The organism is Haemophilus parainfluenzae, assembly GCF_014931415.1.
GTDB lineage: Bacteria > Pseudomonadota > Gammaproteobacteria > Enterobacterales > Pasteurellaceae > Haemophilus_D > Haemophilus_D parainfluenzae_AF.
Genome location: NZ_CP063121.1, coordinates 1074772 through 1096566, shown reverse-complemented (window position 1 = coordinate 1096566; position 21795 = coordinate 1074772). Strand labels below are relative to the sequence as shown.

24 protein-coding genes and 1 pseudogene are annotated in these 21795 nt (G+C 37.7%); 13 read left to right on the top strand and 12 right to left on the bottom strand.

What is annotated here, in order from left to right; all coding sequences use genetic code 11:
• The first annotated feature begins 158 nt into the window (after positions 1 to 158).
• The 3 genes from INP93_RS05420 (at position 159) to INP93_RS05410 (ending at position 2027) form a co-directional block, all read left to right on the top strand.
• Complete coding sequence (locus INP93_RS05420) at positions 159 to 716, top strand: recombinase family protein (protein ID WP_001235713.1); 558 nt, start codon at positions 159 to 161, stop codon at positions 714 to 716.
• A gap of 47 nt (positions 717 to 763) precedes the next feature.
• On the top strand, positions 764 to 1624 hold the full coding sequence (locus INP93_RS05415) for a broad-spectrum class A beta-lactamase TEM-1 (RefSeq protein WP_000027057.1): 861 nt from the start codon (positions 764 to 766) through the stop codon (positions 1622 to 1624).
• Between the two features lie 223 nt (positions 1625 to 1847).
• Entirely contained in the window at positions 1848 to 2027 is a 180-nt protein-coding gene (locus INP93_RS05410; protein ID WP_005667851.1) for a hypothetical protein, read from the top strand.
• Positions 2028 to 2071: 44 nt separating this feature from the next.
• Here the strand turns inward: INP93_RS05410 and INP93_RS05405 are convergent, their stop codons facing one another.
• From INP93_RS05405 to INP93_RS05390, 4 genes are read right to left on the bottom strand one after another with little or no spacing between them, the layout of a single operon-like run.
• On the bottom strand, positions 2072 to 2479 hold the full coding sequence (locus INP93_RS05405; protein ID WP_005667853.1) for a hypothetical protein: 408 nt from the start codon (positions 2477 to 2479) through the stop codon (positions 2072 to 2074).
• Positions 2480 to 2494: 15 nt separating this feature from the next.
• Entirely contained in the window at positions 2495 to 4495 is a 2001-nt protein-coding gene (locus INP93_RS05400) for an integrating conjugative element protein (protein ID WP_005687597.1), read from the bottom strand.
• Positions 4496 to 4509: 14 nt separating this feature from the next.
• Positions 4510 to 5451, bottom strand: a complete 942-nt coding sequence (locus tag INP93_RS05395; RefSeq protein WP_011271853.1) for a TIGR03756 family integrating conjugative element protein — start codon at positions 5449 to 5451, stop codon at positions 4510 to 4512.
• Positions 5448 to 5885: a TIGR03757 family integrating conjugative element protein gene (locus INP93_RS05390; protein WP_005687600.1), complete on the bottom strand. Its 438-nt coding sequence runs from the start codon at positions 5883 to 5885 to the stop codon at positions 5448 to 5450. Before INP93_RS05390 ends, INP93_RS05395 begins: the two co-directional genes overlap by 4 nt.
• A 380-nt stretch (positions 5886 to 6265) precedes the next feature.
• On the opposite strand from INP93_RS05390, the gene INP93_RS05385 reads away from it, so the two are divergent.
• The 6 genes from INP93_RS05385 (at position 6266) to INP93_RS05360 (ending at position 9302) form a co-directional block, all read left to right on the top strand.
• Complete coding sequence (locus INP93_RS05385) at positions 6266 to 6622, top strand: hypothetical protein (RefSeq protein WP_005653504.1); 357 nt, start codon at positions 6266 to 6268, stop codon at positions 6620 to 6622.
• A gap of 84 nt (positions 6623 to 6706) precedes the next feature.
• Positions 6707 to 6940: a hypothetical protein gene (locus tag INP93_RS05380; RefSeq protein WP_005653503.1), complete on the top strand. Its 234-nt coding sequence runs from the start codon at positions 6707 to 6709 to the stop codon at positions 6938 to 6940.
• A gap of 2 nt (positions 6941 to 6942) precedes the next feature.
• The gene (locus INP93_RS05375) at positions 6943 to 7191 is read left to right on the top strand and encodes a hypothetical protein (RefSeq protein WP_005687602.1); all 249 of its coding nucleotides are present in this window, start codon (positions 6943 to 6945) and stop codon (positions 7189 to 7191) included.
• Positions 7192 to 7194: 3 nt separating this feature from the next.
• Positions 7195 to 7353, top strand: coding sequence for a hypothetical protein (locus tag INP93_RS05370; protein ID WP_181144606.1), 159 nt, complete (start codon positions 7195 to 7197; stop codon positions 7351 to 7353).
• A gap of 130 nt (positions 7354 to 7483) precedes the next feature.
• Positions 7484 to 8437 (top strand): ArdC family protein, encoded by a 954-nt coding sequence (locus tag INP93_RS05365; protein ID WP_197544355.1) that lies wholly within the window; start codon positions 7484 to 7486, stop codon positions 8435 to 8437.
• A gap of 103 nt (positions 8438 to 8540) precedes the next feature.
• Positions 8541 to 9302: an N-6 DNA methylase gene (locus INP93_RS05360; protein ID WP_197544354.1), complete on the top strand. Its 762-nt coding sequence runs from the start codon at positions 8541 to 8543 to the stop codon at positions 9300 to 9302.
• Between the two features lie 35 nt (positions 9303 to 9337).
• Here the strand turns inward: INP93_RS05360 and INP93_RS05355 are convergent, their stop codons facing one another.
• From INP93_RS05355 to INP93_RS05345, 3 genes are all read right to left on the bottom strand, one after another.
• Complete coding sequence (locus INP93_RS05355) at positions 9338 to 9784, bottom strand: hypothetical protein (protein ID WP_105891672.1); 447 nt, start codon at positions 9782 to 9784, stop codon at positions 9338 to 9340.
• Between the two features lie 75 nt (positions 9785 to 9859).
• Positions 9860 to 10450, bottom strand: coding sequence for a recombinase family protein (locus INP93_RS05350; RefSeq protein WP_105891673.1), 591 nt, complete (start codon positions 10448 to 10450; stop codon positions 9860 to 9862).
• A gap of 14 nt (positions 10451 to 10464) precedes the next feature.
• A complete protein-coding gene (locus INP93_RS05345; RefSeq protein WP_005653495.1) occupies positions 10465 to 10656 on the bottom strand; it encodes a hypothetical protein in 192 nt (63 codons plus the stop codon).
• A 248-nt stretch (positions 10657 to 10904) separates the two neighbouring features.
• Here INP93_RS05345 and INP93_RS05340 point away from each other — a divergent pair, with 248 nt between their 5' ends.
• Positions 10905 to 11192, top strand: a complete 288-nt coding sequence (locus INP93_RS05340; protein WP_032821675.1) for a hypothetical protein — start codon at positions 10905 to 10907, stop codon at positions 11190 to 11192.
• Between the two features lie 94 nt (positions 11193 to 11286).
• Here INP93_RS05340 and INP93_RS05335 read toward each other — a convergent pair whose 3' ends face one another.
• Positions 11287 to 11895, bottom strand: coding sequence for a MuF-C-terminal domain-containing protein (locus tag INP93_RS05335; protein WP_076090446.1), 609 nt, complete (start codon positions 11893 to 11895; stop codon positions 11287 to 11289).
• Positions 11896 to 12193: 298 nt separating this feature from the next.
• Between INP93_RS05335 and mobH the strand changes: the two genes are divergently transcribed.
• Positions 12194 to 14095, top strand: a complete 1902-nt coding sequence (mobH, locus tag INP93_RS05330) for a MobH family relaxase (RefSeq protein WP_049380302.1) — start codon at positions 12194 to 12196, stop codon at positions 14093 to 14095.
• Positions 14096 to 14155: 60 nt separating this feature from the next.
• Positions 14156 to 14998 carry a tyrosine-type recombinase/integrase gene (locus INP93_RS05325; RefSeq protein ID WP_011271867.1) on the top strand — a complete coding sequence of 281 codons (843 nt, stop codon included), beginning with the start codon at positions 14156 to 14158 and terminating at the stop codon, positions 14996 to 14998.
• 477 nt (positions 14999 to 15475) lie between these two features.
• Here INP93_RS05325 and INP93_RS05320 read toward each other — a convergent pair.
• From INP93_RS05320 to INP93_RS05305, 4 genes and pseudogenes are all read right to left on the bottom strand, one after another.
• Positions 15476 to 16863, bottom strand: a pseudogene (locus INP93_RS05320) (cytochrome-c peroxidase).
• A gap of 231 nt (positions 16864 to 17094) precedes the next feature.
• Entirely contained in the window at positions 17095 to 17982 is an 888-nt protein-coding gene (hflC, locus tag INP93_RS05315; protein ID WP_197544353.1) for a protease modulator HflC, read from the bottom strand.
• Positions 17982 to 19223: an FtsH protease activity modulator HflK gene (gene hflK / locus INP93_RS05310; protein WP_197544352.1), complete on the bottom strand. Its 1242-nt coding sequence runs from the start codon at positions 19221 to 19223 to the stop codon at positions 17982 to 17984. Before hflK ends, hflC begins: the two co-directional genes overlap by 1 nt.
• A 128-nt stretch (positions 19224 to 19351) precedes the next feature.
• Positions 19352 to 20062, bottom strand: a complete 711-nt coding sequence (locus INP93_RS05305) for a 4'-phosphopantetheinyl transferase family protein (RefSeq protein WP_197544351.1) — start codon at positions 20060 to 20062, stop codon at positions 19352 to 19354.
• A gap of 172 nt (positions 20063 to 20234) precedes the next feature.
• On the opposite strand from INP93_RS05305, the gene INP93_RS05300 reads away from it, so the two are divergent.
• Complete coding sequence (locus tag INP93_RS05300; protein ID WP_197544350.1) at positions 20235 to 21728, top strand: PTS transporter subunit EIIC; 1494 nt, start codon at positions 20235 to 20237, stop codon at positions 21726 to 21728.
• The last annotated feature ends 67 nt before the right edge of the window (positions 21729 to 21795 follow it).

The following is a 21795-nucleotide window of genomic DNA, read 5'->3' as shown; positions in this document are numbered from 1 at the left end:
CCTCCCTGCCTGACGGGCATTTAGTAACATTTTTCCAACCGTACGAAATGTTATAAATTATCGGACATCGTAAAACTGTTACATTAATATGTCTATTAAATCGTAAATTTGTAATAATAGACATGAGTTGTCCGATATTCGATTTAAGGTACATTTTTATGCGACTTTTTGGTTACGCTCGGGTCTCAACCAGTCAGCAGTCTCTTGATCTTCAGGTCAGAGCACTCAAAGACGCAGGTGTGAAAGCAAACCGTATATTTACCGATAAGGCATCCGGCAGTTCAACAGACCGGGAAGGGCTGGATTTGCTGAGGATGAAGGTGGAGGAAGGTGATGTCATTCTGGTTAAGAAGCTCGACCGTCTTGGCCGCGACACTGCCGATATGATCCAACTGATAAAGGAATTTGACGCTCAGGGCGTGGCAGTCCGGTTCATTGATGACGGGATCAGTACCGACGGTGATATGGGGCAAATGGTGGTCACCATCCTGTCGGCTGTGGCACAGGCTGAACGCCGGAGGATCCTAGAACGCACGAATGAGGGCCGACAGGAAGCAAAGCTGAAAGGAATCAAATTTGGCCGCAGGCGTACCGTGGACAGGAACGTCGTGCTGACGCTTCATCAGAAGGGCACTGGTGCAACGGAAATTGCTCATCAGCTCAGTATTGCCCGCTCCACGGTTTATAAAATTCTTGAAGACGAAAGGGCCTCATGATACAATAACCCTGGTAAATGTTTCAATAATATTGAAAAAGGAAGAGTATGAGTATTCAACATTTTCGTGTCGCCCTTATTCCCTTTTTTGCGGCATTTTGCCTTCCTGTTTTTGCTCACCCAGAAACGCTGGTGAAAGTAAAAGATGCTGAAGATCAGTTGGGTGCACGAGTGGGTTACATCGAACTGGATCTCAACAGCGGTAAGATCCTTGAGAGTTTTCGCCCCGAAGAACGTTTTCCAATGATGAGCACTTTTAAAGTTCTGCTATGTGGTGCGGTATTATCCCGTGTTGACGCCGGGCAAGAGCAACTCGGTCGCCGCATACACTATTCTCAGAATGACTTGGTTGAGTACTCACCAGTCACAGAAAAGCATCTTACGGATGGCATGACAGTAAGAGAATTATGCAGTGCTGCCATAACCATGAGTGATAACACTGCTGCCAACTTACTTCTGACAACGATCGGAGGACCGAAGGAGCTAACCGCTTTTTTGCACAACATGGGGGATCATGTAACTCGCCTTGATCGTTGGGAACCGGAGCTGAATGAAGCCATACCAAACGACGAGCGTGACACCACGATGCCTGCAGCAATGGCAACAACGTTGCGCAAACTATTAACTGGCGAACTACTTACTCTAGCTTCCCGGCAACAATTAATAGACTGGATGGAGGCGGATAAAGTTGCAGGACCACTTCTGCGCTCGGCCCTTCCGGCTGGCTGGTTTATTGCTGATAAATCTGGAGCCGGTGAGCGTGGGTCTCGCGGTATCATTGCAGCACTGGGGCCAGATGGTAAGCCCTCCCGTATCGTAGTTATCTACACGACGGGGAGTCAGGCAACTATGGATGAACGAAATAGACAGATCGCTGAGATAGGTGCCTCACTGATTAAGCATTGGTAACTGTCAGACCAAGTTTACTCATATATACTTTAGATTGATTTAAAACTTCATTTTTAATTTAAAAGGATCTAGGTGAAGATCCTTTTTGATAATCTCATGACCAAAATCCCTTAACGTGAGTTTTCGTTCCACTGAGCGTCAGACCCCTAATTTTACTGATTTATCTATCCCCTCAATGTACCTTAACACTGCAATATAAAAATAAACCGTACCAGGAGGAGATATGAAAGCTCGTTTTAAAGAATGGCTTATTAGTTTAAATGAAATAGCAATGAATGAATTAGGAATTGATGAAATGCTTACTCATCTTGATGATGAACTGAACATCATTAACGGAAATGAATGTGAACAGGAGATTTTAAATAATTTAATACAAATCTTTAAAAATAGTGAATACCACTAAAAAAATAAGCGGGAAAATCCCGCTTATTTTATCTCTATTTACGCTTATGAAGCTTTCATACTGCGACGTTCAAAGTTTTGAGTTGCACTACCCGCTTTACAGCTCACCGTATCCATTTTACTGCCATTGGTGATATAAAGCATTGGCTCTTCAATACTGTTACTATTGTGTGGTTGCACAAATTGAATCGTGTAACTTGTGCCATTATTTCTCATTTCTAATGAGCTAGTAATAAATCCTGAACCAGTAGCTACATAAGAATCCTGATTAGCAAAAACTTGTTTTACCGGATTTTTAAAAGAAACCTGGCCATAAGTGAATTCATAATCTGAACCATTTTTTGTTACAGACACCGGGCTTCCGTTCTCTGCTGTACAAGAAAAAATATTATTAGCTGCAAAAGCTGGCGTTGCAAACATAGCTACCGCTCCAATAGTGAGTAATTTTTTCATAAAAATATCCTTTATTTATTTTCCTAAAATGTAATCTGCTTCTTGGTTACGACGTTTAGCATTTACACCATTATTATTGTTTTGACGATTTCTTACTGCATTTGCTAGTGCGTTCATATCGCCTGATTGCGCAGATGCCTGGGCTGCAGCAATCACATCTTTTGTTAATGAGCCATAGTTATAGGCATAAGATGTTAATGCGGCTTGGGCATTTGGCGGTAACTTATCCCATGTTGAAGATGATACGTTATTTCTCGCTCTATTTGCAAATTCTTGTGTTCGACGTGCTAAATCACGCTCTGCGTCAGCGCGACTAACTACAGTATCTTTCGTTACTTTGACAATTGTACCATCCGCTTTTGTGATAGTATCTGAACCATATCCAGTGCGATAAGCATTGACATCCCAATATGCTTTATCACTAAACCCTTCAAATTTTTTCAACAACCCTGTAGCTTGATCAAGTGCAGTCCCTTTAATTGCTGGAACTGATGAATAAGAAGTGTTACCTCTACTATTTCCGGATGTACCGCCAGTCCCGGTGTAAGACAGGGAGTTTGACATCTGAGGCACTTCTAAAGTGACATTGTTACGAGGAATATTGATATTGTCAGCATCTGCCAATTCAGCAGCATTGCTATTCGTACCATTAGCTAAATCGCTAATCCGTTTATCTACACTGTCACGTGTAACATTTCCGGTTCCAGTGTTATATTCACGTAGCTCTTTATTTTGTAGGATTGCAACTGCGGAATTCCCGGTAAGTGATTTTTGTAGATCAATCTCCATTCTAATTTGACCTATTTCTCGGTCAATTAAAGTGAGGATCTTTTCTAACTCTTCTTGAGCATCTTTATTGTTGGCCACATTTGGCTCACGCATACCCGTTAAAACAGCTCGACGTGCAAGAAGCATTTTCTCCATTGTTTTAGCTACAGCAATTTCACTGGCTAAACGCTGCCCTAATACTTGAGCATCGGGATCTTCTCGTAAAGACTCAATTAAGCCACGAGTTACAGGAACTGTTGTAGAACTTAATTCTGCAAGTACTTCAACGGAAGGAGTGCTCATGTTAAGCGCTTTTTGTAATTGAGTTACCGTCTTAATATTTTCTTTTTCAATTTCAGGTGTTAAACCAACACCAGCTCGAGAGCTACTAGCAGTACCACAATCTGTTTTACAAGTAGTTAATTGCTTCTCACCGATCACATTCGTTAACCAATCTGTCATATCTTTAGGATTATCCCAAGTTTGACAAAGTAATCCGCTACAACTACTACCGGAGATTCGACCTGATTCTAATACATTACGCTTGTTTTGCATGTTGTAGCCAGCTTTTGCAACATCCTCAACAATTTTGATTGGTTCTTGTCCTTGGCCACCGCGTTTTTTACCCCCGACCCACTCTTTACCTTCCTTACCTTGAGATTCCTCAAGTCTCTTTTTAGCTCGAGTAGCATCTGGTTCAGTTGAAGTAATGTCTTTAAAGGATTCCATATCCGAACTTTGAGACCAACGACCATTTAAAGTTGCGTCTGCAAGCTTCTTAGACATTTCTTCACAGCTGGTTTTTAAGCTATTAAAATCAATTTTACCTTGATATAAACCATTCGTAAGAATATCGTATAACTGAGGATTTGCTCGTTGAATAACCATTGCAGGTAAACTCGCCACAGCTCCTGTGGCTGATTCGATAACGTTACTATAAAGATCTTTAAATCCTTCAGTTAAACCATTTAACTGATTTTTAATACTCGTCTTAATGTCAAAATTACCGCACATCAAGTTAGCTTTCCAACCAATCCCAAATTCAGCTGCAGGAATCGTACCTCGACTCGGGGGAGCCATATAACCTACACCGCCCCCAATTTGATAAAACACCATATCAGACAAAATAGAATCGGCTTTATTAAATCCAAACGGATTACTATTAGAAGCTGATACTGGCATGGTTGAGGATAAGATTGCGCACGATATAGCAATATAAGATGCTTTCAGTGCATGATTTAATTTCATACTCAATTCCTTTATTAATTAGACCAATCAATACTATACAAAAATGTTTGTCCGCGTTTTTTACAGCACTTGTAAGGGCGCCATAATGCCCAGGCATAACTACCATTTTCAGATAGCATACTTGGCGGGTTATCAGGGAAAATAGCACAAGACTGTGAAGTAACCGGGTGAAGCTGTTGCCATTTATGTGTCTTTTCATCCCCTTCTTTCACTGGAGGGGGAAACCACTCACCATTCGATTGATTATCTTTTTTCGCAATCGGTATATATACATGTGGTTGGAAAGTATTTGTCACAACATCCGCTACTCGATGCGCTGTTACAGCTGAAGCTTTATAGTCATGAACTTGTGTTACTGTACCCGCTCGTGGATAAATATTTCCCCAAGTGTCTCCATTTGCTCTAATTTCTCTCATACCTGGAATAAGCGCTTCAGGATAAACCATTTCCGGAACACCAAATCGCCACGCTAAAAAGTCCAAACCACTCAAGTAATAAGGCACAAAAGGCGTTGTCTGACTTTTGCAGTAATACCCTGTACTATTAAGCATTTGACTAATCGCTCCCTGCGGATGACCGATTACATCAACATTTTTAAATGTTGCTTGCGTATAGTCTTTGTGTGGTGATTGATAATCTCCACCTTTTACCCCATTGCTAAGGAAATTCATTTCCACCCAAGGATTTTGAGCCTGATGGTTATAACTTGAAACCACTACCTCGGGAATATAGTGTTTTATTTTCGTAGATGTCCGGATTTTACAGCCGAATTTTGTACAAAATAGCCAAAAACAAGTACCAACGACCTTATAATCTAAACAACTTGTCGAAGCGCTTGATGCCATAATCGATGCAGTGTTTAAAGAAGATTGACCGGACTCCGAAGCTTGTCCTGAAATACTGGTCAACGCAATTGCAATACAAAGCCCGGATAATGTCATTTTTTTCAATTTCATCTTGTCCCCTCTTTTGTAATCTCTCGTTGCCATAAACTTAATGCCTGAGCAATATTGGTTTCACCATATATGACACTATCCTCTTTTCCCGGATATTGAAATAAAACTGCAGGCACCTTCTTGATTCCATTTTGCCAACCACTTATAAGGCCCTGATAAGAACGCTTTAATTGCTCTTCAGACTGTTTCCATTCAGCAGACTGAAAAATCTGAGATGCTTGCTGAGCTGCTACACTAGGATTCGCACTCAATCGCTGACTAATCAAATTTTCCCATTGCTCAACTTGATCAAGTAAATACACCTGGCTTGCAAGCTCTGCGTGAAGAATTGGATAATCTTGTGTTGAATAAACAGTAATTATGGGATTAGGCCCCTGGGCGAACACTGATAGTGGTAACAAACCGAAAAGAAACAGTGATTTTTTTATAGACATAACCATCCCTTACGATGAAATTGGATAGTTGAAACATTAACGAAATGACAGGGGGGAATATATAAAAAATTCTTTTTGATTTTGAGATAAATTCTCCATTTCCAAAAAACAATTTTTAATAGAGATTCGACAGCCTTATTAAGTATGATTGGACTTGATAAGTCGCTGTGCAAACAGCTCTTATAAGTTGCACGATTCTTGAGAAGCAACGCCTTGCCTTAGTGCAAGTAGAATCATAGCCAAAATGTTATCCAGCATTCTGAAAGGATACTCTACGCAATCGTAGGAATGCCACCTTAAAGACCTTCCGAGGGAAAATGATTCCCTTCGGGCATGTCATTTTTCCAAGGAATTTTTTATTTCACATTAGGAGAATGACTATGTCCTCATCCACTCAATTGGAACACTATGATGTTCCATCAAGTAACCCTCTTGAAACTCCAACATTTTCATTTCGTGTGGGAAAACACTTGGGCCGTTTTTTCGTTGCAGCTAAAAACAAAGCAACCGATAAATACAAACAAGTGACATCTGGTATCAATCAAAGCATTGAAGACGAAGAAGCTCGTCGGCTTTGCGAATTACAAATGATGCTAGATAGCCAAGCGGAAGAATATGAGGCAATTATTGATGATGTGCAAAGAACGTGGTTAAAACGAACAACGTTATTTAGCATTTTATTTTTGATTGTCGGTATTGTTGGTACAGTGGGTACTCTTTACTACCTTATGCATTAACATTGCATAAGCTATTCATTTTCAACCCTAAGGGGAATTTTTACCCTTAGAGGTAAAGGTTTCCCTTGCTGTAGGAGAAAACTTATGAAAGTGACATTACATAACAGTTGTTTAGCTTATTTAGCCAAACATAATGACTCAGAATCTCTAATAGAGGAAGTTCGCACTCAAGCATTAAATGCCTGGGAAAATCGAGGAAAAGATGTATCTTCTACTCGTATTATGGTGAATATCCCTAGTCAATACGGACAGAAATATCACTTCTTTACAGTTTCGCCATACGCAAACCGTAAAGATTTGTTAAGTGTAAGGGGGTAAACATGATTAAGCGTTTACTCAAGCTTGTTAGTTCCAATTGGGACAAAAAAACAATGCTGCTGGTTTCTGAAGATTTTCGTAAAATCGGCACTTACATCTTAGGTATTGCGTTTGTCGCAATGTTTGTTCAGAATGACAATATTCCGCTACTTCTTGCCATTATCATTATGATATTTGGCGGAATAGCTTGGTTCTGTGGTGTGTTGTTAGCTAAATATTGCAACAACTTAATGGAGACAGACGGAGCGTAACGTATGAATATTACGTTAAACTGGAATGGGTTCCTCTTTGCAATTGTCTTTGTACTGTTTTTTATGGGAACAGTTGCTTTTATTGGCATGCGATCATTAAAACGTCAACAAGAGCAAAAAGCACAAAGCAAAAAAACACATTCCATTGGTGTTAATTCATAACTGAATTAATACCTGCAACCTTTACAACAAACCTTGATCATGCCATTGGCGTGTTCAAGGTTTTCTTTTACCCGACTGGGAGCAATTTCCCATTCGGGGGGTTGTTCCCTTTTTTTATTGGAGAACAACCATGAAAAAAAGAACTCAACCTGCCAAAGATTTATACCAACAAATTACAGACCAAATTCTCGAAGCATTAGAACAAGGTGTGATGCCATGGCAAAAACCTTGGGATAGTGGATGGCCACAAATGGCTATTCCATGCAACGGTGAAAGTGGTCGTCAATGCTCCGGGATCAACGTACTTCTGCTTTGGATGAGCGCTATTAGAAAAAACTTTACTCAACGCAAGTGGGTAACTTTTCAAGGAGCAAATCATCTAGGTGGCCAAGTCCGAACTGGTGAGAAAAGTACAGTTATTATTTTCTATAAACAAAATATGTTTGAAGAAAAAGACGATAGCGGAAACATTGTACTTGATGAAAACGGTGATCCGAAAATGAAGTCATCTGTATTTATTCGTGGTCATCACGTGTTTAATATTGAACAGTGTGAAGGCTTAGAAAAATACTATGAAGAATATCCTGAACCAGAAAAATCTTCTGAAATGCAAGCTCGTCCGGATTTAGATGTATTACCCAATAAAATGGGTATGCAGCTATATAACAAAGCACAAGATCGTGCTTGTTATATGCCGAGAAAAGATTGCATTGTGATGCCGGATTTCAAAAAATTCAATACAGCTGACGACTACTATGCAACTCTACTGCATGAATGCGGTCATGCCACCGGGCATAAAGACCGATTAAATCGTGACGGTGTAGCTAAATTTGATAAATTTGGTTCTGAACAATATGCATTTGAAGAATTAATAGCTGAACTCACAAGTGCCTTTACCTGTGCGCACGTGAATGTTTGCAATAATATTTCACAAAATGCAGCGTATATTGAACATTGGATTAACGCATTAAAAGCCGATAAAAAAGCTATTTTCCGAGCATCTTCTCAAGCACGTGAAGCAACACAATTCTTGTTAAATGCTCTCGAATTAACATCGAATGAAGAAGCAAAATTAGCGGCTTAGCTTCTATTAAACTATTCTAACGTTTTTTGTTAGAGTTCTCATAAACCACCCTTTGGGGAGTAATCCTCAAAGGGGATTGCTCCCGTTATTTTAGGAGTAATCTATGGATTTCGAGAAAAAATTTACCGCACTTTTTAAATCGATTGCACCACAATATCGACGCTCAGAAGTGTTTTACGACTTTATTACAATCTTTGCCCTGGAATTCTATCTCATTATATATGGTGCACAAGCAGATGAATCGTTGAGACAACGTTATCAGACAGCTGGCGGGCATTATAATGAAGATGAAAAACAAGCTCTCAGTCGCCTTTTCAACATTATTGTTGAGGCTTTGGAGCATAAAACCTATGATTTCCTAGGATCAGTGTTCATGTCGTTGGATTTAGGTGATCAATATAAAGCTCAATATTTCACGCCTGGTCACATTGCCCACTTTATGGCAGCAGCAACTCTATCAGATTGTCATAGTTTAATAAAAAAACGTGGCTTTTTGACATTGCAAGAGCCAACTTGTGGATCAGGTGTAATGATTATTGAGGCTTATAATTATTTGCGCGAAGAGGACTTCAACCCTCAGCAACAAATGTGGGCTCAAGCAAGAGATTTGGATTTTACTGCAGCATTAATGTGTTATATACAAATGACACTCTTACATATACCGGGAGAAGTCATTATTGGTAATACCCTTAAAGATGAGGTGAATTACCATTTATACACACCAGCTCACATATTGGGGAATTGGAACAAAAAATTGGAGAGTGCAGATTCCTATACTGAAGCAGAATATCAAGTTATTGAACCTGACCCAGTAGAAGACCCCCCGCTTGACATTGATTGGGAAAATGAACCAATGTTTTACTAAAAAAAGTGCTTACCTATGGGTAAGCACTTTTTGTTCTAAGATTTTAAAGTTATGCCTTCGAGTGCAAATTGTCCGCAAGATGAAATAATCGGTTTTCCTTCATATTCCTTACCTAATGGATTTACACCGGCTTTAAAATAAAGTTCGATAGCATCAAGAGATGGTTGGGCTTTGCCATCAAAAATGATTCCACTCATATCTATATTATTTTTAAGAAAATGATTAAAATCTTCTTTTGAAAATGCGTCGCCATTCTGTGAATTTGATAACGCACTATCCAGTAAAGCTGATTTTCCCTTATCATTTATAAATAATAGCGCATTCTCTTTTATGTCTGAAGTTCGTCTGAGTGTATTATTAATCTTTTTATAATGGGAAATATTATCGACATTGATACAAACATTTTCCCATTCGATACCTACGATTTCAGCATTTTCATTTTCTAGATATTTAACGATTTCTAATTCTAAAAAATCAGCCATATTTTCTCCTTTTATGATTGTTAGATAAATAATTATTTTTTTATAGACATTAATTTATTGTTTTAGTTCAATGTCTTATTTTTCTATTTCTCGATTATAAATACCTTTTAGTCTCGCCACCGTTGATTTAGATAAATCATATCGTTTCATTACTGTTGAAATAGAATCACTAGCTTTAAAATCCGCATAAATCTTTTTACGTATTTTATCTGTCACTTTAGGTGGGCGGCCGCCTAATGCATTTTTATGACCTGAAGCAAGTTTTGTTCGCTTCCCTTCCTGAGTACGCTCGACAATAAAACTTCTTTCCAATTCAGCAAAAATACCTAACAATTGAATTAAGGCCATCCCCATAGGATTGTTTTGGGTTCGGGTATCTATTCCTTGTTGTATTGCAACAAAACCAATATTTTTATTCTTAAATAGTTCAAGTGTATTCAAACACTGAGCAAGGCTCCTTCCTAGGCGGTCAAGCTTAGTTACTGCAACAACATCACCCTCTCGGGCATAATCCAGTAGTTCATCCAATTGTGCTTTATTTTTCTCAGCTTTACCGGAATGCTTCCCTGAAAAAATTTTCTTACAGCCGTATTCTTTTAATACTTGAATCTGTTCACTTAGATCCTGCTGTTGAGTTGATACTCGAGCAAATCCTATTAATGCCATCTTCTCTCTTAAAATTATTTAAAAATGTTATTAAATGACTGTTGGTTATTTCTTTTAGCTAAATTTATACCAGCTTTTAATCCCTCTCTAAATGGAGTGCTTCCAAGCGGTGTCAATGGTTGAATAGGGGCTAGAGGTAGCAATGCGGATGCTCCCATAATCATTCTATAACCTTCTTCAAAACCTTTTTGATAATCATAGTCCATAATTAACTCCTTTATTAAAAACTCAAAACTTTTTAGACTACCCATGCAGTATAGTCCCAAAACTTTAACAAAGCAAGTTTTTAGACAGTCCAAAAACATAAATCAAAGTTTCTGTACTAAATCATAGCATTTTACCTCTCGTATTCACTGACAATCTGTTTTTATTTTTAAAAGACTTTCTAAATAAAACTACTTACTAGAAAATCGGATGTTTAGAATTGGTTAAATTTTCAAATACTGCCCCAAATATGAAACGCTATCTACTCTATATAACATGCATTATTACAATTCAAAGCACTGAATCTATAGCTAATATAAGAGACCCCCACGAAGGGGGAATTTGTCACGTTGAAGCAGAATATTTTTATCCAGGAGTATGGGAAAAATATGGCGAAAAGGAGTTGATTTGTAACTACTGGAAATTTTTAGGTGATGAGGATAGACAAATATTAGAATCACAGTTATCAGAAGATACTAATGAACCACAAATTGATTATGGCGATTACGATAGTATAGAAGAAATGGGAGAGAATTGATTATAGTAAAATTCATTTATAAAAGAAAAAGCCAGTATAACACTGGCTTTTTCTTTGTCCTTTCGCTCTAATTGCTAAGTCCAAGATGGAAATTTTAGTCCTTTTGCTCTAATTGCTGAGTCCTAATCTTTCTTTTCTCCTTTATGATAGGCTCTTTAACTGGAAAAATCAAGTCTTTTTTAGGATTTTTATATAGTAGCAACCCCTTACGTTTCCATTCTTTAAATATAACCTCAGCATTATCTTTTTCATAAATACTAGCTATTGAATTTACATAATCATCGGTATTTATCTGTTTGTTTTTCTTGATTGCTATTATTATAGGCTTAGAACCAACAAAATCAAACGTACACACAACTGAGCTATCTTCTTGAGTATTCGACTTAAATATATAAGAGATATATTCTTCATGTTCACTAAAAATAGTTGGAAGTTTTTTAAGAAAATCTATTGGCACCCCATGAAAGTTGCTTATCTTAGTTATAGTCGCTTCTGAAATATGTAAATCCAGATCAGGAAAATCATAGTTATCAATCAGAAATTGTGGAGTTGGAAATCTGAAACTAGAATTTTTATTAGATGAGTGGTTAGCTCTACTTGATAAATCGCAAAATGATAAGAAATTATTTAGTAGATAATTTGGTATGGTCATTGTAGTTTTACTCGTTTTATTAACTACTATTATTATAATATATTTTTTCATTTATGAGTAATTTCAGTTAGTTGATAACTTTAAAGTAAATTTATACTTCGAAATATTCAAATATAGAATGATTCTCAATGGCTCTAATAACTAAACATATCAAAATCCAAAGGGGTAAAAGGGGTTCTAACGGGATTAAGGGTAATGTAATAAAGGTAACCTTTCCAAAGGAAAGGTCTTATCTGAAAAGGCCAAAAGGCTTTCAAAATGGCTTTAATATCTATCTTCGATTTAGAATTATTTATTTATTGAGTTCAATGTATAAATGAATATTCTTTCACAAAAAAGGTTATAAGTTATGCTTTCATCTATATTCCATAAAATCAGAGGGAAAAAACACTCCCAACCTGATATAACAAACCTACAAAATCTCAGTTTTTCAGCATCAAAAATAGATAATGATGGCTGGATTACTCCCTTCCCCGCATCCGAATTACTCGAAACTGAATTACGCCAAAAATACTTAAATTTACTTTGGCAACAAGTATCAATGACGCAAGATATGTTTAATGAGCTCTATAAAAAACCTATCGAGCGCTACGCTGAAATGGTTCAATTATTACCTGCCTCAGAATCACATCATCACTCACATTTAGGTGGTATGCTTGATCATGGCCTAGAAGTTCTTTCATTTTCAGCTAAATTACGACAAAGTTATGTATTGCCACAAAATGCTGCTCCGGAAGAACAATCTAAGCAACGTGATGCTTGGACTGCTGCTGTTATTTATGCTGCATTGGTTCATGACATTGGCAAAGTTATTGTTGATATAGATATACAATTAAAAGATGGTTCTCGTTGGTTTCCTTGGTTAGGAGTACCAACTCAACCTTATAAATTCAAATATATTAAAGGGCGAGATTATGATCTTCACCCGGTTATGGGTAGTTTTCTTGCAAACTATTTAATTCCTAAAGAAGCATTTGCATGGTTAGCAGAATACCCGGAAGCTTTTTCAGCTTTAATGTATGCCATGGCTGATCATAAAGATAAAGCTGGTTTATTATCTGAAATAGTACAAAAAGCAGACCAAAATAGTGTAACTCTTGCACTAGGTGGAGACGTATCAAAACTGACTCAGAAACCTATAACGTCATTTGCAAAACAACTACTCATGGCTTTACGTCATTTACTGCAACATAAATTTAAAATTAATACACCTAAAGGCCCATCTGATGGTTGGCTTACAGAGGATGCACTATGGTTAATGAGCAAACCCACTGCAGACCAAATTCGAGCTTATTTATTGGAGCAAGGCATATCAGCTCCAGCTGACAATCCTAAATTATTTAGTGAAATGCAATCGCTGGGGATTATTGAAAGTACAAATGATGGTACAGCAATTTGGCATTGTCGAATTAAAGCTGATTCAGGCTGGTGCCCACCTAAAGCATTTTCTTTACTCAGAATTAAACCGGAAGTAGCTTGGGAAAATCTTAATGACAGACCAGGTATATTTTTAGGTCGAGTCGATATTGAAAATGAAGAACAATTAAATTCAGTTGAAGATACTAAAGAAGAAAATTCAGTGATTATGGAATCTGAAATGCAGCTTCCTGCAATAACAGGTGCACTGAATAAACCGGATTTGTCTGAAAATACATCCTCTCAAAACACTCAAATCAATACCCAAAACTCAGAAACCGAGACGGATATGACTGATTTGGTAATGAATTTATTTTCACCTGTAGAAGAACCTCAAGACTCTACTGATAAAAAACCATCTCAAGAAAGCGAAATAAATAAAATCGCCTCTACCCCATCTATAACAGTGGGTGATGATACAAAGGAAACTGAGGCTGTCTCAGGAGAGATTTTTGTTGAATGGCTAAAATCCGGAATTATCGGGAATACCCTAACTATTAATAATTCAAATGCTAAATTACATATAGTCAAAGGCAAACTTTTCCTTGTAACACCTGGAATCTTTCAGCTCTTTTTCAATAGTAAGGGCATTACCAACTTTACTAAAAAAGATATCGAAAATTTGCAATATAGTTTCCAAGACCTTAAATTACACAAGAAATACCGTCAATCAAACAATGATAGTATTAATTTTTGGCGCTGTAAGGTTATTGGCCCAAGAAGAACCTCTCAATTGATTGGGTATTTGATTGATAAAACCGACTATTTTTTCGGTAATAGAATTCCAATTGATAATTTGCATTTATCACTTATTGAGGAAAATGAAAGTGAATAGAACCACATTTGATATGTTACTTAGTAATTTTTTTTATACCGTCATTTACGTATAGATACTATTAAAAGCTATGAAAAAGCAATTAGACAATTACAGAAAAATTGTAGTATTCAATATCCTGATGAAATATCAGACTCATTAATACTCCAATGGAGAAAGAGAGTTGTTGGACAATCTATCATTGAAGTGACTTGGAATAGCTATATTCGTCAGCTAAAGACTATTTTCAAATTTGGAATTGAAAAACAACTCCTTCCATTTACAAAGAACCCTTTCGATGGTTTGTTCATTAGAGAAGGAAAGAAGAAAAGGAAAGTATATACTTCTTCAGATTTAAAAAAACTTAGCTTTGGAATCACTGAATCAAAGCATCTTCCTTCTATTCTTCGCCCATTATGGTTTACTAAAACCATAATTATGACTTTCCGCTATACGGCAATTAGACGCTCTCAGTTAAATAAATTAAGAATTAAAGATGTAGATTTGCTGAATCAAGTTATTCATATTCCATCTGAGATAAATAAAAATCACGAGTATCATATACTTCCTATATCAACTACACTTTATCCTTATCTAAAGAAATTATTAACTGAACTAAGTAAATTGAATCAGCCTGTAGAATCTCAACTATTTAACATTAATTTATTTTCAAATGCTGTTAAACGAAAAGGAGAGAAAATGACCAATGACCAGGTGAGCTATATCTTCAAAGTTATTTCAAAATATACAGGAATTATTAGCTCCCCTCACAGATTTAGGCATACAGCAGCAACAAATCTAATGAAAAAACCTGAAAATCTATATATAGCCAAACAATTACTAGGACATAAAGATGTCAAAGTTACATTGAGCTATATTGAAGATAATATTGATTCAATAAGAGAATATACAGAATTACTTTAGATAGGTATGCAAGGAGCATCTAAGGGTGTTCCTTGCAAAATAAATTTAAATCGCTCATTCTCAGCTTATTCATCCTTATAAAAATATTTTTAAAATTAGTACATTCAGGCTTTACAAACTAGTATTTTTGTGTAAGATCTAACCTATCCACAGAGCGTTAGTGGGTAGATCATGGTGTATTGGCTAGGTACACGGAATTGGTCTAAACAAATAGTTTTCAAACTTAACAAATAGTTTTCAAACTTAAATGATGTACACAAGGGATTTAAAATCCCTCGCCTTTCGAGGCGTGCCAGTTCAAGTCTGGCTTCGGGCACCATTTTAAATATAAAAAGAAGATTGTCGCGTAAGCGGCTTTTTTTATACCTAAAATTTAGCTTTTCTGTTTTTTGACTAAGTCATTTATGACTTGGTATCTAACTAAAAACCACAAAAAACGACCACACTTGCGGTCGTCTCTATTTATTGTTTAAAGGATTATTTTAATTTTTCACCTTTAAATTCACCTGTTAAACTTTCTAAGAAAGAGGTTATGTCCTCCACATCTTTTTGAGCAGGCTGTTTCACGTTACTTTGGTATTTCAACATTGCACTCACAGCATCTTTTAATTCTTTTGCTGAGGCATCATGGAAATATGGTGCAGTAAGCGCGACATTGCGCAAGGTTGGCACTTTGAAACGATGCATATCAAACGGATCTTTAGTTTGAGCAAAGCGACCTTCATCGGCATCAGTTAATGGCGTACCACGATCTTTAAAGTAATCGCCGTAGAGTCCCATGTACTCATAAGATTGTCCGCCCATTGCTACACCAGTATGACAAGTATCACATTTATGCTGTTTGAATAACTCATAACCGTGAACTTGTTGCTCGGTTAAAGCTGTTTTATCCCCTTTCAGATAACGGTCAAAATCACTATTTGGCGTAATTAATGTTTTTTCATATTCACCAATTGCGTGAGTTAAGGTTTCTTTCGTCACTTGTGGATATTCTTTTAAGAATTCTTTTTTAAATTCTTCATCCATTTCAAAACGTGCCACGATGGCATCCCACGAGTGCGAGCCCATTTCTACTGGATTTGTTGGAGGACCTTTCGCTTGATCAGCTAAATCTGCTGCACGGCCATCCCAGAATTGCACAAAGTTAAATGCAGCATTGAATACGGTTGGTGCGTTAATTGGACCTTTTTTACCTTCAATCCCTGTTGAAGTATCAAGTCTATCCACACCACCTTTATCTAATTGGTGACAAGTGTGACATTGAATAGAACCATCGCCAGATAAACGACCATCAAAGAAAAGATCATGGCCTAACGCGACTTTTGCTTCATCAGTCGCAATACTGTCTGGAATAGGTTGCACTAAACGATCTGCATCAACATTGGGAGTTTCTTTTGGTAAAGACATTTTACGAGCTTCACGAATCCAGTTAAGCAATGCTACTTTTTCTTGCTCATCTGGTTTACTTCCCCAGTGGAGATGTCTGAATTTAGCAATTGGCATTTCATTATTTTCAAGCACACGCTGTAGTTTTGCTAAATCTGCTTGAGATAATTTGCTCGGATCTTTTAAGCCTCAAGTAAACGATCTAGGCGGAAAGCACGAAGCCCACTTTGAATATCCGATTGCATTTCATCACCCACAATCGGGAATTTTGAATAAAATGGAAGAGGAGTGCTTGGACTATGGCAATATTGGCAGCTGTTATCAAACAACGCTTTTGCCACTTTTTCTTGTTCGCCTGTATAGCGATTTTCCATTAAAAGTTGGGTCGCATTCTCTTTATCAAATTGGTGTAGATACCCCACAACGCCCAAATAACCTAAGATAGCAATGGCTGCACCGCCAATAATCAGTTTTTTCATCTAATAATCCTCCAAACGATCAATAAACATAAAAAGAAACGTAAATCTTAAAGTAAGGTGATTACGCCAAAAAATTGGCTTATATTTTGTATGGATTTAATTAACTTTGGCTATGGATTCGATTGATTGCATTAAAGGCCTTTTTATCTTATAAGTGAGAATTCCTCTAAAATTAAGCAATAAAAAAATGCGGTTATTTCTAACCGCACTTTACTTTTCATGATCTCTTGCTTATTTCTTTGGCGCTTGCATAAAGCGGAAGAAATCACTATCAGGTTTCAAAATCATCATATTATCTGAACCTTCAAAGCTGCTTTCATAGGCTTTTAAGCTACGAATAAAGCTATAAAACTGTGGTTCTTGGGCAAAAGCTTGAGAATATAATTTCGCTGCTGCCGCATCACCATTACCTCGTAATTCTTGTGCTGTTTTATTTGCATTAGCTAAGATCAAGGTGACTTTACGATCCACATCCGCTTGAATGAACGCTGCTTTTTCTTTACCTTGTGAACGGTGTTCACGGGCAACCGCATCACGTTCTGCACGCATACGTTGGTAAATCGAAGAAGAGACTTCATCCGGTAAATTGATTTGTTTTACGCGAACATCAACGACTTCAATCCCTAATTCAGAGGTACTATCCTGCCCTGAATTTAGCGCTTTTTTCGCCCCCGCCATTAATTCACCACGCGTACCTGAAACGATATCTTTAATTGTACGAGTACCAATTTCTGAACGCAGACGATCATTCACTTTACGGCTTAATAAGCTTGAAGCTTGGTTATAATCACCACCACCCGTTGCAGTATAGAAACGACCAAAATCGCTGATTCTCCATTTCACATAGGAATCCACCAACAAGTCTTTTTTCTCGACTGTCACAAAACGAGTAGCCGAACCATCAAGGGTGCGAATACGCGCATCAAGCACTTTAATACTATCAATTAAAGGTAATTTAAAATGCAAACCTGGTTCATATACAACCACTTTGTTTTCTGCATCACGTTGTACTTTGTTAAAACGCAACATGATGCCACGAGTGCCCTCAGTTACAACCACCACGCTGGAATACAACACCGCAGCAATCACCATAATAATCGGAAGTAAAAATTTACGCATTAGTTAAATCTCCCTTGGCGAATACCTTCATTTGATTGAACTGGTTGAACCGCTTGTGTTTCTACACGACGTTCCTGTGTTGAAACAGGCGCAGAACTGACCGCACTTTCAGAAGTAGTGGTCACTGGCTTAGTCGTCTTTTTACCCATTAATTGCTCTAATGGCAATACGGTTAAGTTGTTACCATTATTGCTATCTAGCATCACTTTAGGTGTATTTGCCATGACTTTTTCCATGGTTTGAATATAAAGACGCTCTTTTAACAAATCAGGGGCCACTTTAAATTCAGGTAGAAGACGTTGTAAACGTTCCACTTCCCCTTGCGCATCAAGTACAACACGATCTTTATAAGCGGTTGCTTCTTCCACGATACGCTGAGCATCACCACGAGCGATTGGCTCTTTCTCGCGGGCATAAGCTTCCGCTTCACGAATGTAACGTTGTTCGTCTTCCTGTGCTTTAATCGCATCATCGAAAGCATCTTTCACTTCTTCTGGTGGACGTGCAGATTGGAAGTTCACGTCAATCACTTCAAGTCCCATATCATAAGGTTTGATAATATCGTTCAAGGCTTTCCATGTATCTTCACGTACCACGGCACGACCGGTTGTCAGCACATCATTCATAGTCATATGACCAATCACATAACGAAGTGCACTGTCAGTCGCTTGTCCAAGACTATTATCCGCATTGCTCACGCTAAACAGGTATTTTTCAGGATTTTGCACGCGATATTGCACGGTCATTTCCACTTTAACCATGTTTTCATCTTTGGTTAACATCGCACCTTGTGTTTTAAGCTCACGAACTTGCTCTACATTCACTGGAATCACTTTATCAATAAAGGTTGGTTTCCAGTTTAAGCCTGGTTGAACGATAGAATGAAACTCGCCAAAACGTAACGTCACGCCACGTTCAGCTTCTTTAATGGTGTAAAAACCGCTTGCACCCCAAATAATCCCTCCGATTACTGCGGCGATCGGTAAAATCTTACCTAAATTAAATGAAGATATATTCGGCGAAGTATTATTTGATCCACCCTTCTTATTCCCACCACCTAATTTTTTCAACAGATTATTAAATACCTCTTCAATATCTGGAGGTGATTGTTCCTGATTTTTATTGTCTCGCGAACCCCAGCCATTTTCATTTTGCTTATCTGATGAATTATCCGACTGTTTTGGACCGCTGCTCTGTCCCGGTTTACCCCAAGGATCTTGATCTGGACCGTTTTGCGACATTACGTTCTCCATTTGTCTAAAATTTTTAATGAGTTTAACGAAATTAATGGGGTTAGTCTATGAAAATACAAGTGACAATGCAAATTTTACAAAATAAAAAATCCTTGAATATTTTCAAGGATTTTCTTTTATTCATTTACTTGGTAAATCAAGGATTTTTTTATATTTTTTTCTTCTAATTCTTTTCCATTCCATTGATAAAAGTGCGGTTGGATTTTTGACTGATTAATAAACGCAGCAAAATAAAAAGGTAATTCATCGGTAAAGATCAATTCCCCTTTCGGACAATAATCTGAAAAGATCTGTAACCGCGCTGGTAAATGTACCACACTTGAAAGTTTTACAATCCCAACACCTTGTGATTTCAATACCGCCTCACGCAAACACCAACAGCGATAAAAAGCCTGCTCCTCATTAAGTTGTTTAGCAAACCAGTCTTGCTCTGCTTGTGGCGCAAAATGCGCCATGAGTGCAGAAAAATTTCGTTTTTTGGGAAATTCAATATCAATACCGACCACACTTTTTTCTGATTCATTAATATGCAGCAATACAGCGACCCAATCGCCCGAGTGACTAATATTAAAATCAATATTCTCCACTGGAAATTGTGGTCTACCACTTTGCGTACGATAAATTTGCCCTAAAAGTGCGGTTGATTTTCCCGCTTTTTTTAGCAACTGCCAAAGTAAAAAATGCGCCAATCGACGACATTGATGACGTTGCGTTATCCGAGAATTTCCCTGCGGTTCTATACGTAAATTTTCAGGGACAAGATCCGTAGGGATTTCATCAAAAGAAAAAGGTTGCTGAATATTGGCGTAGGCAATAAAAGTTGTCATACAAATAATAAATAAACATATCCGTTTGATAGCATTATAAAAGGAAATTCGCCGCGCGCCAACACAAGCAAAAATCTGTCAAAACAACGTCTTAGATTAAAACTGTGAGTGATTTCACAGATTTTTCTCCTTAAATACGTTACATTTCATCAAAGTAATAACAGGAGGTTCTATGTTTAAACAACTTCAACAAGTCGGGAAAGCATTCATGCTGCCGATTGCTATTTTGCCTGCGGCGGGTCTTTTACTCGGGATCGGTGGTGCGCTTTCCAATAAAGCAACGGTGCAAGCCTATCCAATTTTAAATAATGAGGCACTTCAAGGTCTGTTTCAGATTATGTCTGCAGCTGGTAGCGTGGTGTTCGCTAATTTAGCTTTATTATTGTGTATTGGTTTAGGTATCGGCTTAGCTAAACGTGACAAAGGCGTTGCTGCTCTCGCTGCTGTTGTTGGTTATCTCATTATGACGGGCACCATTGCTGCATTAATTCCGATTTTCTCTCCTGATGTAAAAAGCATCGATACGGGTGTGATTGGAGCATTGGTGATGGGCTTGATTACCGTTAAATTACACAATCTCTATCACAACATCCAATTACCACAAGTATTAGGTTTCTTTGGCGGCTCTCGCTTTGTGCCAATTGTGACTGCTTTTTCAGCTATTTTCGTTGGATTAGCTTTCTTCCTCATTTGGCCAACTTTCCAACAATGGCTCGTCTCAGCAGGTAAAAGCATCGCATCCATGGGAACCTTTGGTACATTCTTATACGGTTTCTTAATGCGATTATCTGGTGCGGTTGGCTTACATCACATGATTTACCCACTATTTTGGTATTCTGAATTAGGTGGTGTAGAAATGGTCAACGGTGAGATGATTGTTGGTGCACAAAAAATCTTTTTTGCTCAATTAGCCGATCCTAATCACCACGGTTTATTTACTGAAGGAACCCGTTTCTTTGCTGGCCGTTTTGATACCATGATGTTTGGCTTACCAGCAGCCTGTTTAGCGATGTATCACTGTGTACCGAAAAAACGTCGTGCACAAATTGGTGGGTTATTCCTTGGTGCAGCCCTAACATCATTCATTACTGGCATTACAGAACCGATCGAATTTATGTTCTTGTTTGTTGCACCATGGCTTTATGTATTCCACGCTTTCTTAGATGGTGTATCTTTCTTTATTGCCGATTATTTAAATATCTCTATCGGGAATACTTTCTCTGGTGGTTTTATTGATTTCTTGCTCTTCGGTATTTTACAAGGTGATGAAAACACCCATTGGTTGCGTGTGATTTTCGTCGGTATTCCTTGGGCGCTGCTCTATTATTTCTCTTTTGTTTTCTTGATCCGCATCTTTAATGTAATGACACCAGGACGCGGTGAAGAAACCGAAGAAAATGCAGAGCAAGAAACCAGCTCACTGACTGAAAATGCACATAAAATTATTGCAGCATTAGGTGGCGCTGAAAATATTGAAAACGTGGATGCTTGTATTACTCGCTTACGTGTTTCAGTTAAAGATGTCAAAGCCGTTGATAAAGCCACATTGAGAAAATTAGGTGCGATTGATGTGCTTGAAGTCGGTGGTGGCGTACAGGCCATTTTCGGTGCTAAAGCTGTACTCTATAAGAGTGAAGTGAATCAAATCTTAGGAAAAGAAGATTAACTCCTAAAAAATAAAGGGCGTTTATCCCGCCCTTTTGAGTGATAAAACAAAAGTGCGGTCAAAATTA

What these genes read in the sequence shown, in the direction of transcription:
- INP93_RS05420 (WP_001235713.1), top strand. Translation starts at nt 159, where the DNA reads ATGCGACTTTTTGGTTACGCTCGGGTCTCAACCAGTCAGCAGTCTCTT.
- INP93_RS05415 (WP_000027057.1), top strand. Translation starts at nt 764, where the DNA reads ATGAGTATTCAACATTTTCGTGTCGCCCTTATTCCCTTTTTTGCGGCA.
- INP93_RS05410 (WP_005667851.1), top strand. Translation starts at nt 1,848, where the DNA reads ATGAAAGCTCGTTTTAAAGAATGGCTTATTAGTTTAAATGAAATAGCA.
- INP93_RS05405 (WP_005667853.1), bottom strand. Translation starts at nt 2,479, where the DNA reads ATGAAAAAATTACTCACTATTGGAGCGGTAGCTATGTTTGCAACGCCA.
- INP93_RS05400 (WP_005687597.1), bottom strand. Translation starts at nt 4,495, where the DNA reads ATGAAATTAAATCATGCACTGAAAGCATCTTATATTGCTATATCGTGC.
- INP93_RS05395 (WP_011271853.1), bottom strand. Translation starts at nt 5,451, where the DNA reads ATGAAATTGAAAAAAATGACATTATCCGGGCTTTGTATTGCAATTGCG.
- INP93_RS05390 (WP_005687600.1), bottom strand. Translation starts at nt 5,885, where the DNA reads ATGTCTATAAAAAAATCACTGTTTCTTTTCGGTTTGTTACCACTATCA.
- INP93_RS05385 (WP_005653504.1), top strand. Translation starts at nt 6,266, where the DNA reads ATGTCCTCATCCACTCAATTGGAACACTATGATGTTCCATCAAGTAAC.
- INP93_RS05380 (WP_005653503.1), top strand. Translation starts at nt 6,707, where the DNA reads ATGAAAGTGACATTACATAACAGTTGTTTAGCTTATTTAGCCAAACAT.
- INP93_RS05375 (WP_005687602.1), top strand. Translation starts at nt 6,943, where the DNA reads ATGATTAAGCGTTTACTCAAGCTTGTTAGTTCCAATTGGGACAAAAAA.
- INP93_RS05370 (WP_181144606.1), top strand. Translation starts at nt 7,195, where the DNA reads ATGAATATTACGTTAAACTGGAATGGGTTCCTCTTTGCAATTGTCTTT.
- INP93_RS05365 (WP_197544355.1), top strand. Translation starts at nt 7,484, where the DNA reads ATGAAAAAAAGAACTCAACCTGCCAAAGATTTATACCAACAAATTACA.
- INP93_RS05360 (WP_197544354.1), top strand. Translation starts at nt 8,541, where the DNA reads ATGGATTTCGAGAAAAAATTTACCGCACTTTTTAAATCGATTGCACCA.
- INP93_RS05355 (WP_105891672.1), bottom strand. Translation starts at nt 9,784, where the DNA reads ATGGCTGATTTTTTAGAATTAGAAATCGTTAAATATCTAGAAAATGAA.
- INP93_RS05350 (WP_105891673.1), bottom strand. Translation starts at nt 10,450, where the DNA reads ATGGCATTAATAGGATTTGCTCGAGTATCAACTCAACAGCAGGATCTA.
- INP93_RS05345 (WP_005653495.1), bottom strand. Translation starts at nt 10,656, where the DNA reads ATGGACTATGATTATCAAAAAGGTTTTGAAGAAGGTTATAGAATGATT.
- INP93_RS05340 (WP_032821675.1), top strand. Translation starts at nt 10,905, where the DNA reads ATGAAACGCTATCTACTCTATATAACATGCATTATTACAATTCAAAGC.
- INP93_RS05335 (WP_076090446.1), bottom strand. Translation starts at nt 11,895, where the DNA reads ATGAAAAAATATATTATAATAATAGTAGTTAATAAAACGAGTAAAACT.
- mobH (WP_049380302.1), top strand. Translation starts at nt 12,194, where the DNA reads ATGCTTTCATCTATATTCCATAAAATCAGAGGGAAAAAACACTCCCAA.
- hflC (WP_197544353.1), bottom strand. Translation starts at nt 17,982, where the DNA reads ATGCGTAAATTTTTACTTCCGATTATTATGGTGATTGCTGCGGTGTTG.
- hflK (WP_197544352.1), bottom strand. Translation starts at nt 19,223, where the DNA reads ATGTCGCAAAACGGTCCAGATCAAGATCCTTGGGGTAAACCGGGACAG.
- INP93_RS05305 (WP_197544351.1), bottom strand. Translation starts at nt 20,062, where the DNA reads ATGACAACTTTTATTGCCTACGCCAATATTCAGCAACCTTTTTCTTTT.
- INP93_RS05300 (WP_197544350.1), top strand. Translation starts at nt 20,235, where the DNA reads ATGTTTAAACAACTTCAACAAGTCGGGAAAGCATTCATGCTGCCGATT.